Origin of the sequence: Microbacterium sp. NPDC089321 (assembly GCF_040684935.1) — a bacterium.
Lineage (GTDB): Bacteria > Actinomycetota > Actinomycetes > Actinomycetales > Microbacteriaceae > Microbacterium.
Genome location: NZ_JBFBGX010000001.1, coordinates 182,622 through 195,996 on the forward strand (window position 1 = coordinate 182,622; position 13,375 = coordinate 195,996).

Annotated in this window: 13 protein-coding genes; 3 read left to right on the forward strand and 10 right to left on the reverse strand. The window is 68.1% G+C overall.

Annotated elements, in window-relative coordinates:
- Positions 1–15: 15 nt before the first annotated feature.
- The 4 genes from AB0N59_RS00830 to AB0N59_RS00845 are packed head-to-tail and all read right to left on the reverse strand — an operon-like array spanning position 16 to position 4,344.
- The gene (locus AB0N59_RS00830) at positions 16–1,053 is read right to left on the reverse strand and encodes an RNA-binding protein (RefSeq protein WP_363477397.1); all 1,038 of its coding nucleotides are present in this window, start codon (positions 1,051–1,053) and stop codon (positions 16–18) included.
- The gene (locus AB0N59_RS00835) at positions 1,044–2,030 is read right to left on the reverse strand and encodes a glycosyltransferase (protein WP_363477400.1); all 987 of its coding nucleotides are present in this window, start codon (positions 2,028–2,030) and stop codon (positions 1,044–1,046) included. The genes AB0N59_RS00830 and AB0N59_RS00835 overlap by 10 nt, the downstream gene beginning before the upstream one ends.
- Positions 2,027–2,980: a glycosyltransferase family 2 protein gene (locus tag AB0N59_RS00840; RefSeq protein ID WP_363477403.1), complete on the reverse strand. Its 954-nt coding sequence runs from the start codon at positions 2,978–2,980 to the stop codon at positions 2,027–2,029. Before AB0N59_RS00840 ends, AB0N59_RS00835 begins: the two co-directional genes overlap by 4 nt.
- Complete coding sequence (locus AB0N59_RS00845; RefSeq protein WP_363477406.1) at positions 2,977–4,344, reverse strand: polysaccharide biosynthesis tyrosine autokinase; 1,368 nt, start codon at positions 4,342–4,344, stop codon at positions 2,977–2,979. The genes AB0N59_RS00840 and AB0N59_RS00845 overlap by 4 nt, the downstream gene beginning before the upstream one ends.
- Positions 4,345–4,630: 286 nt before the next feature.
- Between AB0N59_RS00845 and AB0N59_RS00850 the strand changes: the two genes are divergently transcribed.
- A complete protein-coding gene (locus AB0N59_RS00850; RefSeq protein ID WP_363477409.1) occupies positions 4,631–5,794 on the forward strand; it encodes a hypothetical protein in 1,164 nt (387 codons plus the stop codon).
- A 26-nt stretch (positions 5,795–5,820) separates the two neighbouring features.
- On the opposite strand, the gene AB0N59_RS00855 is transcribed toward AB0N59_RS00850, so the two are convergent.
- From AB0N59_RS00855 to AB0N59_RS00865, 3 genes are all read right to left on the reverse strand, one after another.
- The gene (locus AB0N59_RS00855; RefSeq protein WP_363477412.1) at positions 5,821–6,897 is read right to left on the reverse strand and encodes an acyltransferase; all 1,077 of its coding nucleotides are present in this window, start codon (positions 6,895–6,897) and stop codon (positions 5,821–5,823) included.
- Positions 6,898–6,929: 32 nt separating this feature from the next.
- Positions 6,930–7,967: a glycosyltransferase family 4 protein gene (locus tag AB0N59_RS00860; RefSeq protein WP_363477415.1), complete on the reverse strand. Its 1,038-nt coding sequence runs from the start codon at positions 7,965–7,967 to the stop codon at positions 6,930–6,932.
- A gap of 95 nt (positions 7,968–8,062) precedes the next feature.
- Positions 8,063–9,250: an ATP-binding protein gene (locus AB0N59_RS00865; RefSeq protein ID WP_363477418.1), complete on the reverse strand. Its 1,188-nt coding sequence runs from the start codon at positions 9,248–9,250 to the stop codon at positions 8,063–8,065.
- Between the two features lie 35 nt (positions 9,251–9,285).
- Between AB0N59_RS00865 and AB0N59_RS00870 the strand changes: the two genes are divergently transcribed.
- Complete coding sequence (locus AB0N59_RS00870; protein WP_363477421.1) at positions 9,286–10,146, forward strand: 2-nitropropane dioxygenase; 861 nt, start codon at positions 9,286–9,288, stop codon at positions 10,144–10,146.
- A complete protein-coding gene (locus AB0N59_RS00875; protein WP_363477424.1) occupies positions 10,143–10,433 on the forward strand; it encodes a hypothetical protein in 291 nt (96 codons plus the stop codon). The genes AB0N59_RS00870 and AB0N59_RS00875 overlap by 4 nt, the downstream gene beginning before the upstream one ends.
- Positions 10,434–10,436: 3 nt before the next feature.
- On the opposite strand, the gene AB0N59_RS00880 is transcribed toward AB0N59_RS00875, so the two are convergent.
- The 3 genes from AB0N59_RS00880 to truA all read right to left on the reverse strand — a co-directional run bounded on the left by AB0N59_RS00880 (position 10,437) and on the right by truA (position 13,346).
- Positions 10,437–11,105 (reverse strand): endonuclease/exonuclease/phosphatase family protein, encoded by a 669-nt coding sequence (locus AB0N59_RS00880; RefSeq protein WP_363477427.1) that lies wholly within the window; start codon positions 11,103–11,105, stop codon positions 10,437–10,439.
- A 62-nt stretch (positions 11,106–11,167) separates the two neighbouring features.
- Positions 11,168–12,481 carry a hypothetical protein gene (locus tag AB0N59_RS00885; RefSeq protein ID WP_363477430.1) on the reverse strand — a complete coding sequence of 438 codons (1,314 nt, stop codon included), beginning with the start codon at positions 12,479–12,481 and terminating at the stop codon, positions 11,168–11,170.
- The gene (gene truA, locus AB0N59_RS00890; protein WP_363477433.1) at positions 12,474–13,346 is read right to left on the reverse strand and encodes a tRNA pseudouridine(38-40) synthase TruA; all 873 of its coding nucleotides are present in this window, start codon (positions 13,344–13,346) and stop codon (positions 12,474–12,476) included. The genes AB0N59_RS00885 and truA overlap by 8 nt, the downstream gene beginning before the upstream one ends.
- Between the last annotated feature and the right edge of the window lie 29 nt (positions 13,347–13,375).

Consider the following 13,375-nt stretch of genomic DNA (forward strand, 5'->3'; position numbering starts at 1 on the left):
TGTGCGAGCGGCACGTCAGCGCCCTCGCCGGACGGCCGTCGCGACGTGCTCCGCGATGGCCTGCGCCGGCTCCATAGCGGGGAGCACGGGGGGCGGAGTGGGCTGGCTCCCCCACGTCGACAGCTCGTACCTGTCCCAGAACTCCCTCACCCACGATGGGGGTCGCTCGCAGGTCACCCATGATGCGACACCGGCGGCTGCAGCCTCGAGAACGCCCGTCGAGAAGATGGATACGACAGGGCGGCGCTCGCCGAGCAGCGCTCCGGGCTTCGCGAACCGGACGCCGCGACGTCGCCACATGGCGTGCTGGAGGGTCGAAAGCCGATCCAGCTCTGCTGGGTGCGGTCGGTACTCGGCCCCCGTCTGGAAGCAGAACCGCTGCGCTGTGCCCCCGCTGATGCGCCGGGGCAGCTCGGCACCGTGCAGCTGCCCGAGGAAGATCGGCTGCTTCCCCGCTGCGGCGGATGATCCTTGCCGACCGCGCTTCGCCGCGGTCCACAGGAGCTGACTCCCGACCACGTCAGCGGTGACGTCGCTTCGATCCGAGCGCCAGAAGTCGGCATCCCTGTCGGAGAAGGCGAGCAGGTGGGAACGAGGCGCGAGCGGCGCCATGAACGGCGTCAGCAGCCCGTGCTGGACGACGAAGTAGTCAGCGTCCAGCACATCCGCCCACACATGCGCGGCGAACCCCGCGGCGAGGAAATGCCCCGCCGAGAGGACAGCGCGGATGCCTCGCAGTTCGCGCGGAACGGTCGATACCGATTCGAGAGGACGAACGGTCCAATCGCCTGGCAGCCGGGCGGCGACGTCGTGCGGCGCCAGAACGGCGACGGGGATGTCACCGAGATGCCCCAGGGGTTCAAGCACCGAGGCCAGAGCCGTGGGCGTCGTCGCATCCAGGGCGAACAGCAACACGGGTTCCCGGCCGCGCACATGCAGATGCAACGTCATCGGTGCGGGCCTGCGGACGCTGGCCCGCAATCGCCGCAGCGGGTTCTGCTTGTGCTGCCACCGCTGCCATGCGGCGAGGTCCGAGGGGAATCTCAGTCCCATCGGGCGACCGCTTCGCGCATCCGATGGACCAGGGTGTGCTCCGCGAGAGTCCTCGCTCGGCCCGCCGTCCGGATCGCCTCCGCCCAGCTGGGCTCCCGACGGACTCGAGCCAGGTGGTCGCGCAGCTCTTCGTCGCTGGTGAAGACCAGCGTCTCCTTGCCCACCTCGTAGTGACTGGCGACGTCTGGGCGGTCGATCAGCTGCAGCCCTCCGACGCCGGGCGCCTCGAATGTGCGCATGCTCAAACCGTCGTGCCCTGCGCCATGGACGTTGAGGGTCGCCACGCTCCCAGCCATGACGCCGTAATAGTTGGCACGGGTCACATCCCGGTGGGCACGCAGTCCAGCCCCCTTCCATCGACGTGTGCGGAGCACATCCCATGGGTGCCGCGACCATTCGCGTCCGTATGCCTCGACGTCCTCGCCGTTTGCTTCCAGCATCTGCAGCAGACGCTCGCGCTCCGGGTATCGGGCGCCGATGAAGGACACCCTCCCCGATCGCCTGGAGATGAACGGAGTGAGCGAATCGAATCCGTCGGGCAGATGCGCGGCGGAGATGCCCCAGCTCTGCAGGGTGCTCACGTCTTTCGTGCTGTAGCTCATCACCGCGCCGAGCGACTGCAGTGTCCCCACGTCGTACTGCATTCGCTCGAGCTCGTCATACAGCCATACCGCCGACCGCGCGCGCGAGCGACTCAGCGCATCCCACCAGGTCGCGGTCAGCGCGTCGCCCTTCACGATGAGCACCGCATCGGGCCTGATGCGGAGAAGCGCGGCAGCCGCGAGCTCGGATGCGGACTCGGCGGCCCGTCTGGCCATCGCTCCCTGCATGCGCTCTGCGACGGCGTTCGCGATGCGCCCCCTGAGGTCGGGAGCGTCATACCGATGAGCTGACACCTCATGCCCCAGTTGGGTCAGAGCATCGGCGATGGCGTGCCAGTAGCCGTGGAATGCCGGGCTGACGAGCAGGATCTTCACCGGTCCGGCCCAGCCGCACGGATGCTGCTCAGCTCTCGCCTGAACGTCTGGAGCGGGCGCACGTCACGTGCGGCGAGTCGACGCCCCGTGTTGAAGAGGAGGTTGACGAGACTCGCGGCGCGCAGGCCGAATCGCAACGCCTCGGGGCTCTCGTTCCACTTGCGGGCGTAGCGGATGCGAGCCTGAGTGACCCACCGAACGCGCTTGTCGTTCGCCGACGACCCACCGCCCTCATGGTGGACCAGCACCTCACCCAGGAACACCGAGGGGATACCTCGTCGGCGCAGCTGCCGCTGGAGATCCACCTCCTCGGAGTTCATGAAGTAGCTCTCGTCGAAGCCGCCGACCGCGTCGAACTCCGACTTCGGCATCAGCACGGCCGCTCCGACCAGCCAGTCGACCGGTACCGTCCTCCCCGCCGTGCAGCGGGTGTCATGCCCCACGGCCTCGTGCAGACGCGATCGGAAGCGCGCGAGCGGAGTCAGCCACTCGACGATGTGGTGTCGGTGTCTGGGGAAGTGACGGCCCGCCCATTGCGTCTGTCCGTCAGGGCCGACGAGCATGGGTGCGCACACCGCCGGCTGCCAAGGTTCAGCCGCACGAACCAGACGCGCGAGGAAGTCGGATTCCACCTCGAGATCGCTGTTCAGTATCAGGAGATGGGAGTACTGCGCTGCGGCTGCTCCGGAGTTCACCGCAGCGCCGAAACCACCGTTGGAGCTGCGGCGCACGGCAGTGACCCCAGCAGTCTCCGGGAACGGCTCGGGCGAGAGGTCATCGCTCACGATGATCTCCAGCGGAACCGTCAGGCTTTCCTGCCGGCGAAGCTGCGCGATCAGCACCTGGGCAGGTGCGGGGCTTCCGTAGTGGGGGATCACCACCGACAGACCGGTGATGTGAGCCGGGTACACGCGGTCCCCGGTGAGAGCATCCGTCGTGTCAGTCGTCATACTCGCGAACGCCTCCTCAACGCCGGGGCCTCTGGCGTCGTCCGCTCGACCGGTCGCAGCGCTTCGGAGCCCTGGGCGCTCGGCACCGGCGAGTCGACAGGTCTCGCCGTGGGCAGTGCGGACGCTGCGGGCGGCGCGGACTTCTTGCTCTTGCTTTTGCTCTTGCTCTTCTTCGGCTTCTCAGGCGTCAGGTAATAGCTGCGGTTCTGGCGGTAGTAGCCGTACCCGTATCCATAACCGCCCTCATCCTTCAAGGACACGAAGTTGAGGACGACACCGAGAACGCGTGCGCTGACCTGCTCGAGCTGCGCGCGCGCTGCCGCGGCCGCAGCCTTCCGAGTCGCGCCCGTGGCCGTCACGAAGACGACTCCATCGACCATGGTGCTGATGATCGATGCGTCGGTGACGGGCAGGACAGGCGGCGCATCGATGATGACGAAGAATTCGCGACCCAGATCAGCGAGCAGGTTCTTGAGCGCGACCGAACCCAGCATCTCGGACGGATTCGGGGGCACAGCACCCGCCGGCAGGACGTACAGATTCGGGTCGTTCGTCGCCTGCACAGCGTTCGCAGCGGACACCTGCCCGCTGAGCACCCCGCTGAGCCCGACCGACCCGTCGATCTTGAAGTTCCGTGCGACCTTCGGACGCCGCATGTCCGCATCGACGATGATCGTGCGCTGACCCGATGCCGCGAAGACCTGAGCGAGCGAGGCCGCCACCGTCGACTTGCCCTCGCCCTGATTGGCGCTGGTGATCATCACCGCGCGCACCTCGGTGTCGACGCTCGAGAAGCGCAGTCCTGTGCGGATCTGCCGGAACGACTCGCTCGCGATGCTGGCGACGCGAGAGTCTTCAAGCGCCGTGCCCTTCTTGCCCAGCTTGGGGACGCGTCCGAGAACGCCGGTGCCCATGAGCTCGCTCATGTCCGTGTGGGTGCGCACCTTCACGTCGAGAACCCGACGCAGCAGCAGGATCACCAGGGCGGCGATCAGACCCCCGAGCGCGCCGAAGATGAGCGAACTGCGCAGGCTGGGTGCCACCGGCTCAGAGGGTCTGACGGCATCGTCGAGAGGCACGACGGTGATCTTCGACGCCTGTCCGCCTTTCGACTCGATCTGATCGATGACAGTCGTCAACCCGTCGAGCGCGCCGCTCGCGAGCTTCAGCGCGGTGTCGGGGTCCCCCGCCTGGGCGGTGACTTCGATGAGAGTGCTGCCCGGGACGACGCGCGCGCTGAGACCGCCCTGCAGCGAACCCCTCCCCTCGCCGAGTTCCTCCGCAATCGCCTCGCGAACCGTTCCGCTCGTGATCAGCGCGACGTACGAGGAGGCCCTGGCCGTGGCTTCATCCGAGCCGCTCACAAGCGGATCCTTCGAGGAACTTGAGATGAAGCCGGTCGCGCGAGCCTCATAAACTTTAGGGGTCAGAAAGAAATACCCCACCCCCGCGAGCACACCGACAACAATGCCGATCAAGAGCGTCCGCCACCCGCGGCGCACGAGCGCGAAGAAGTCCAGCACCGTCACGAATACTCCCCAGTTTGTAACGCCATCACAGCCGGCTCGCAGAACGCGATGAACGCCGACCGGACCTACCGCTGACATGGTAGCGGCTGTCCGCTGAGCGACCTTCTGGGATGATGGGACAATGTCCGTCATAGCGCCGCCGACGCGTCCGCCCAAGGCGATCAGCGGCTCGATTCTTGTACCAGCGCAGCATTCCGCTCGAATACTCGACGGGGTGCTGATGTCTTTGATGGTCGTCCGGGTCGGGTTTCCCGGCATTCCCGTGCCCGTCGCGCAATTGGGGATTCTCGCACTTCTGGTCGTATGTCTTTTCCGGCCGCCGAAGCGGTCATTCACATACGCATGGTGGGCGCCTGCAGCACTGACCGCGCTGCTCGGCTTTCTGATCATCGAGACGTGGCTTCAGGGCCTGGACCCATTTCGTCGGGCAGGCAATCTGGCGATCGTCTTCGCGATGGCGCTCTTCCTGGCGAGTGGACGAATCGACATCGGCTCCGCTGTCAAAGGCCTCGGAGCAGGACTCGTCATCAACGCAGCTCTGTTCTATGCGGGTCTCGCGCCTGACGACTACCAGGGGCGACTCACGGGCTTCCTTCAGGACAAGAACGCCAGTGCGCTCGTCATCGCAGCGGGCGCGTTCCTGACGCTCCTCGTGGTTCGCACGGGGTGGGCGCGGCTTCTCGTCGTGGCGGTCGGTGCCGCCGCAGTGATCGCGACAGACTCTCGCACGACCATGGCTGCCAGCTTCGTCGCCCTTGTCTGGCTGGCATCGAGCCACAAGCTGCACCGCTGGCTACAGCTGTTCACCCTCGCCGTAGGGTTCGCGGCGTTCCTCTGGGCTGACGAGAACCTCACCACCCTGGGAGGGTACGGCGAAAGCCGGGAGGGGTCAGACGCCTTTCGCGAGCGCATCGACACCGCCTCCTCGTTGAAGACTGCGGCGACGCCCTGGCACGGACTCGGCCTCGGCGGAGCCACAGTCGACCTGGACAGCGGCACATGGTTCTTCCACAACTCGTACCAGAGCTTGATGGTGGAGGGCGGGATCGTCTTCGTCGCGGTCATCGTCGCCCTGTTCCTGTTCGCAGGGCTGGGTCTCGCGCCCGCAACCATCGGTGTCGACGTGACGTCGTTCGAGTCGCGCGTCGTCACGGCGTCCACTCTGGTCCTGTTCTGCTGTGCGATGCGGCTCGGGGAAGTGTTCGTGACGCCCATCGGCTGCCTCGTGCTGGGCATCGGGATCGCGCGACTGCTTCCCGCGGCGGGTCGCGGCAACGCGCGGTAGCGCCCGCTCGGCGGTCCCCCGGCCAATCAGCGTCCGTGTGCCGCAGAGGATGCGTCCTCGCTCCGGCTACGACGATCACGCAGCCGCGTGAGAAGCGACCGCATGTGCCTGCTGAGTCGGCGCTCCCCGAACGCCCACAGGGCCCAGGCGATCACCAGAACGACCGCGAGAGCGACGATGACGGCACCCTCGCGCCCCAGATACGGCCAGAGGGAGTGGATGACCACGAAGCCGGCGATGGAGTGGACGAGGTACAGCGAATAGCTCACCTTGCCGAGCCATTGCAACGGAGGCAGGAGAAGCGCCGGCGTCGCCTCTCGCGAGGTCACGATGATGAATGCGAGGCAGATCACCGCTACGACAGCGGCGTCCTCCCACTCCTGGGTGAGACCCGTGACGACGACGGCGACAACCGCCGAGGGCCACAGCAGCCAGTGGACCCGATGCGCCCGGCGGGAGAGGAACGAGATCATCCCGGTGCAGAAGAGAGGTCCGTACGACGCCAGAGTGACATTGAGGATGAGCTTCACCGGGGTCGGCACCTCCTGTGGCGTCACTCCGTGCGCCGCGGGAAAGGCCCACACCGCGACGACGAGGCTCACGCCCAACCAGGTCAGCACGACCCGCACCATGAGCCGCTCCGACAGGCTGCACCTCGTGATGACGAGCAGCATGAACAGCAGCACGTAGAACTGCATCTCTACAGCCAGGGTCCAGAACACGTCGAGCACATTGGGCACGAGGAACCAGCGCTGCACCATCGTGACGTTCATCGCGACGATGTCGGGAGAGTGCGGAACATTCGGAACGGCGAATACGGCGGCGATCATGACCCCGAGAATCAGCACGATCCAGTACACGGGGTACAGGCGCGTCACACGCGAGATCACGAAGTCAGAGGGGCGCTGCGCCGCCTCTGCGGACATCAGTATCACGAAGCCGCTGATGAGGAAGAACAACTGGACGCCGAAGGCGCCCCACCAGATGTCGACCTTCGGCAGCGGATCCTGCGGGTAGTACGTGTTGTAGTGACCGGTGAAGTGATAGAGCACCACCGCCATCGCAGCGATGCCGCGCAATCCGTCGAGTTCCCTGAACCGCATGAACCGTCCCCAGCCTGTCGAACGGCGTCGAGTCAGCGCGCCAGGTGCGTGAGGAGCTCCCCCACACGTCCGACACCGGCTCGGGGCGAGTACCTCTCGGACCATCGCCTGAACTGATGATCGACGTCGACACGAGTCGTTCCCTGAGCGATCGCCGCGATCTTCTCTGCCAGCGCCACAGCGTCCCCCTTGGGCGTCACCATGCCGGTCTCGCTGCCGACGATCTCGGGCAGAGCGCCGGCATCGCTCACCAGAAGTGGCACCTGCGCCGACATGGCTTCGGCAGCGACGAGACCGAATGGCTCTTCCCAGACAGACGGGACGACGAGCAGGTCGATGGTGTCGAAGAACTCCGCGGGCTTCACCCAGCCGACCCGGTCGACGAGTTCGTCGATCGCCGCCAGCGCCTCCTCGACCTGCACGACCTTGGACCTCGCGACGAACACGGGCTCGCCGGCGAGCGCCAAGCGGTACCGGCCGGCGTCCTGCTCGTCGAGCAGCCGCATCGCCTGAGCGAGCACATGCACGCCCTTGTCGGGCCCGAGACGGCCCAGGAAGCCGATCGTGAAGGGGCCATCGGGCTGTGCCTTGCGCTCGCTGCGCGGCATGAACGCCGTCCAGTTCGGCATCACGCGGGCCCCGGGCACGGAGCGCAGCATGTGCGCCGACGGCACGAGCGTCGCAACCGCGCCGACGCGCGACAGCGCGCTGAGCACACGGTGGAGACCGTCGGGATGCTGGTGCAGATGCACGATGCGCGTGCGATGGCCCCAGGTGGCGGCGGCGGGCACGAGGCCGTTGCACCACAGCATCCCCTTGCGGTGGCGCGCATCCCACCTGCGCAGCTGCCACATCCATGACAGCCGGTTCTTCACATGCAGCTGCACGGTCTCGAAGCCGGCCTGCCTCGCCGCATCGGCGATGCCTCCAGGGGTCGCCGGAGCGACGACGGTCACTGAGACCGACAGCTCTCGCAGGGCTTCTGCGATGCGCAGAAGCATGACCTCGCCACCGCCGATCGCGCCGTTGTTGGCCGCGAGGGTGACGTGATCGATGGCATGCACCGACACCGGGGACTCCTAGGGGTTCAGAGCGCGCACAGACGGGACCGCCGCGCGCTCAGACAATGTACGCCGGACGACCGAACCCCGGTCCGGGTCGTGCGCTACGCTGACCCCTTTTCGAGGCGCACGAGCCGCCGCGACACCAGCTCGGCCAGCGCCGTGCGCATCAGCTCCCGCGCCGCGGGGTGTGTCCCGAACTCCTGCTCGAGCATCTCGCCGAGTCCGCCGACCGTCTGCGGCCGCGAGCAGGCGAGCCAGATAGGCGCCGCGATTCCGGCGATCCGCGAGAACTCAGCCCCGGCGAGCACCGAGATCTCTCCCTCGGATTCGATGGCGTCCGTCCAGGGCATCCTGCTCACCACGGCATCGTCCGAGAGCTCTTCCGGCAGCGTCGCCGCAGAGGCATCCGCTGCCCAGCGCTCCCCGTCACCAGGCAGATGGCCGACCCATTCGTGGGTCTTCGCGGCGCGGGCATCCCGACGCAGAAGCGACGCGATGAGCTCTTCAGCCTCGGCGATCTCCGAGTACCGCAGCCGGTACGGGCCCCCTCCGAGCACCCCGGCCTCGACGAGGTGGTGCAGCGGCCGTTCACCTCGCCAGATCGACGACGACTGCGGAAGGACCTCGGCGATGAACTCGTGCACGCTGATCGGCTCGAGCACCGCATCGACGGCATCCGTGCTCCGCGCCAGACAGACCACCGCGGCGAGCGCGGGCGCCTCCCTCGGCGCCTCGACAAGAGCGAGATCGTCAGGGGACGACTCGTCTTTGCCACCGGGGAAATCGGGGACGATGATCGACAGAGGCTTGGCGAGCCCGTGCATCCGATGGTCGGCATCGACACGCATGAGCTCGTCGCTGAGATATCCGAACCGCCTGCCGAGCGTGCGCGCGGCCGTGCTCTTACCCGTTCCGGATGACGCCACCAGCACCACCCCTCGACCCCCGTCGGGCGACGCGAGACCCGCGGCGTGCAGCAGCAGTCCCGAACCGGTGAGGCGCGAGATCAGGGCCTGGGTCATCGCGCGGGAGAAGGCGTAGGGGAACGATCCGTCGTCGCGCTCGGCGACGAACGCCGTCACGACGCCATCGTGGTCAGCACGGTCCGCGCCCGCGGGAAGCGGGCGGAAGACCACGTCGTGGTCGCCCGCGTCGACGACGCCGCGCGCCCACAGGTGGCGCAGTCGCTCGACGTACGGAGCCGGGTCGGAGAAGGCCGACAGGTCGACCAGCCAGCGTTCGCCGAACAGGCTCAGCACCAGCTGCGAATCACGCTCGTCCGCCGACACGGCACCTCCCCTCGGGTCCCCTCTAGAGTAAATCCATGCTTGCGCCCGAGGTTCCCGTCTGGGCGCTCACGCATCTCACCCACGCAGCTCTGCAGCGCACCGCCGACCGGGTGGGCGCCGACGTGCTCCACATCAAGGGGCCATCCACCCTGCGCTCGCTGCGCAGGGGACAGCACGACTCCTCCGATGCCGACGTCCTGGTGCGTCCCGCGCATCTCTCCGCTCTCGTCGCAGGCATGGCCGAAGACGGCTGGGAGCTGTTCACCGACTTCGCCGAGGGATCGCCCTTCGGCCACGCCGCCAACTTCACGCACCCGTCGTGGACCTACGCCGACATCCACCGCACGGTCCCAGGCCCTCTTGCCGCGCCGGATCTCGTATTCGAGCGCCTCTGGGCTTCGCGCGCGACACAGCTGATCGGCAACCGGGTATGCGCCGTGCTCTCGCTGCCGGCGCAGGTGCTGATGCAGTCGCTTCACTCGGCCCGGTCTCACGGCCTCGAACCGGCTGACGCATGGGCGCTCTGCCCCGACGACCAGCGCGACACCGTGCGCCGGCTGGCCGCGGAGCTGGAGACGGAGACGGCCTTCGCCGCCGGGATCGGCGAACTGGACGCCCATCGGGATGCCCCCGATCACGCCCTCTGGGCCTACTGGTCCGCTCCCGAAGGAGACCGGCTCGACGAGTGGCAGGCTCGTCTGCGCAGCGCGCCGACGCTCGGCGAGAAGCTGTCGGTGGTGCGCCAGGCGATGCGAGTCAACCGCACGCACCTGCGCCTGCGCCTTGATCGCGAGCCCTCACGCCGTGACGTGGCCCGCGAGCAGGTGGCACGGGCGGCGCACGCCGCGCGATCGGTCGCCTCGCACCTGTTCCGGCGCTTCGGACGGTCATCGTGACCGGGAAGCCGTACCGGATCAGCCCGGAACTCGCGTGGGTCGACGCCGAAGACGGCGGCCGGCAGGACCACGTCGTCTGGATCGCCAGGCTCGACACGGCTGAGCTGTTCGAGCTCGCCGGCTCCGCCTGGCTCGTGTGGTCGCTGCTGACCGACGGCTTCACCGACGCCTCGGCGATCGAGCGCGAGATAGACGAACTCGCGATGACCGTCGACTTCGGCGAGGGCGGACTCGACGCCTTCCTCGCGGCGCTGGAGGCGCAGGGGCTGGTCGTGCGCGAGAGCTGAGACCTACGCCGCCTCGGCGGTGATGAGGATCGGCCGGTGATCGCTCGTGGCCTGGGGCAGCGTCGTGATCTTCGAGATGTCGAACCCGACCGAGGTGGCGAAGTCGTAGTGACCCTTGAACACCCGGTAGCGGGTGTAGGTGCGGTCGTCGCTCAGGGTCAGCGTGTACCCGTGATCGCGCACGGTCTGGCCGAGGCTCTCTTTGAAGACGGGGTAGTTGTAGTCGCCGACCATGAGCACGGGCATCCCGGGACCGAGCTCCTGCAGGGCATCCAGCCCCGCCCTGATCTGATTTCGACGCAGAGAGTTCAACGCGGTCAGCGGCGCCGCATGGAACGAGGCGACGATCAGCCCCCGACCGGTGTCGATATCGCGCAGCCGCGCTCCGAGCACGCGCTCGTGCGCCGGCTTCAGCACGCGATCGTGCAGCGACTTCTTCAGCCCGATCGTGCGCACCTGCTCGACCTCGAACTGATTGCGACGCAGGTACAGCGCAAGACCCAGCCGGTTTCCGCTGGTCGTGTGCACGAGGGACAGCCCGCCGATGGCATCCGAGAGCGCCGCCGTGTCGCACTCCTGCAGGCAGAGGATGTCGGGGTCGTGCGCCGCGACCAGACCAGCCAGCTCGGTGGCGGCACGGTGCTTGCGAAGGTTGTACGAGATGACTCTCATGGCCCACACGTTACCGCCGCACGCTGAGCATGCGACGGGGTTGAAATCGCGTCTGCGATCAGTCAGTGGACGTCGTCATCTTCGTCGCCCGTGATGTCTCCTGGCATCAGGGCATCGCGCACGAGCATCCGGAGCCGCACCTCGCGGCGATGCCCGAGCATGCCGACGACCAGCGCGGCGAGAACGAGCGAGCCGCCCGTCAGCCACGCGAGCGGCGGGTCGAAGTTCGGCCAGTCGATGGCGATCGCCCCTCCGCTGACGGCCAGCACGACGCTCGCGATGCCGGCGAGCAGCGTCGCCAGCATCGTCATCGCTGCGGGCAAGCCGAGCATCTCCCGGCGCTGCTCACCCTCGAGACGAACGCCGCCGGAACGGGTGAGCCAGCTGCGCAGCGTCTCTTCGCGGGCGAACGCGAACGCCGCGAGCAGCAGCCAGAGAACCGCGCTGCCCACCCCGCTCGCGATCAGCAGGGCGCCTCCGGTGCCGCTGAACACGTCGATCGCGCTCTCGCCGAACGGATCGAGCACGCGCGGCTCGCAGAACCGGCAGGGCTGACGCAGCAGGATGCCGACGATGAACACGACCATGCCGAGGCAGACCGTGAGGTACAGGATGCCGTACAGCCACCACAGGCTGCCGCCGCGCAGGATGTGAGGGATCTCCGCCCGCGGGTACGTGCGCCGGCGACCGCGCTCGGCCTTCGCCGCGCGCCTCGCCGTCGCCTTCCACTCCCCCTGAAGCACCTCGGCCCGCCGCTTCTGGGCGGGTTCGCGCCGCTTGCCCTGAACGATCGCCACCGCGCTCAGCAGCGCAGCGACGGCCGCGCACACCATGAAGACCACGCTGCCCTGCACGCGCTCGGGATCTTCGACGAGCGAGCCGATCGTGATCATGACGCCGACCAGGAAGAGGAAGCCGAACGCCAGGACGCCGACGACCCCGGCCGTCTCGAGCGACCCGCCAGGCGTGGCGCTGCGGAGCCGGTCGCGCACGTCGCGCGGCGGCGCATCGGCCGGATGCTGAGCGGCGAACGTGCTCGCCGCCGTGAACACCGCCGCACGGCGGGCGACGAACACGACAGGTCCGATGACCAGCAGCACGGCGCCGAGGATCAGCATGGGAGCGAACATGGCGCGCAGCAGGTCGTCGAGGTCGCGGGCGAGACCGAAGATCTCATCGAAGCCGTCGAGCTCGAGGTTGACGATGCCGACCACCAAGACCGCCAGGAACGTGGCGACGAGCGTCACGCTCATCCCGATCGCGGTGACGACGAGGGCGTGGGTCACCTGCATGCCGCGCGAATCGAGCTCGCGGATCCGCGGCGTTCGATCCGACCTCGGCGCGGCCGGCACAGGCATCCGGCGCGGCTCACGCACCGTCCGACTCTTCTCCGCTCTCGCCGTCGCGGTCGCGACGGGCGCGGGTCTGCTCGGCGCGCGACGCCAGCAGCTCGTCGGCCGGGTAGCCGACCTCGGCAAGGGTGAGGCCCCGCGCCGGCAGCACCTTGAACGCGCTCGTACGGGTGAGCTCGTCGCGCAGCCGCGCGACGTCGGCGACCTCGAGCTTTCCCTCCCCCACCGCGGCGCATGCGCCCACCAGCGCGCGCACCATGCTGTGGCAGAAGGCGTCGGCCTTCACCTCGGCGACGAGCACGCCGTCATGATCGCGCGCCCACCGGTAGTCGAGCAGGGTGCGGATCGTCGTCGCCTCTTCGCGAGGCTTGCAGTACGCGGCGAAGTCGTGCAGGCCGATGAGTGTCTGGGCGGCGGCATCCATCCGATCGACATCGAGAGCCGCGGGGATGGTCGTCGTGTCGTTCCGGCGCATCGGGTCGTAGCCGACCGTCGCGTCGGCCAGCCGGTAGGTGTACCGGCGCCAGACGGCTGAGAAGCGCGCATCGAACCCGTCGGGTGCGACGCTGGTGCGGGTGACGGTGACATCGGGGTAGCTTCCGAGCACCCCTCGGATGCGGCGGGCGAGCGACCCCGCCGGATCTGCGGAGGCCTGGCCGTGGCGCGTCTGCACGCGGGACCACTGGGCTTCATCCAGGTCGACGTGCGCCACCTGGTCGGAGGCGTGCACGCCGGCATCCGTCCTTCCGGCGACGACCAGCTGAGCCTCTGATCCGACGATGCGCGCGAGCGCCGCCTCGACCGTGCCCTGCACCGTGCGCAGACCTGGCTGCTTCGCCCAGCCTCGGAAATGAGTGCCGTCGTAGGCGATGTCGAGACGGATGCGCACCCGTCCAGCCTAAACGGGTCGCCCGCTCC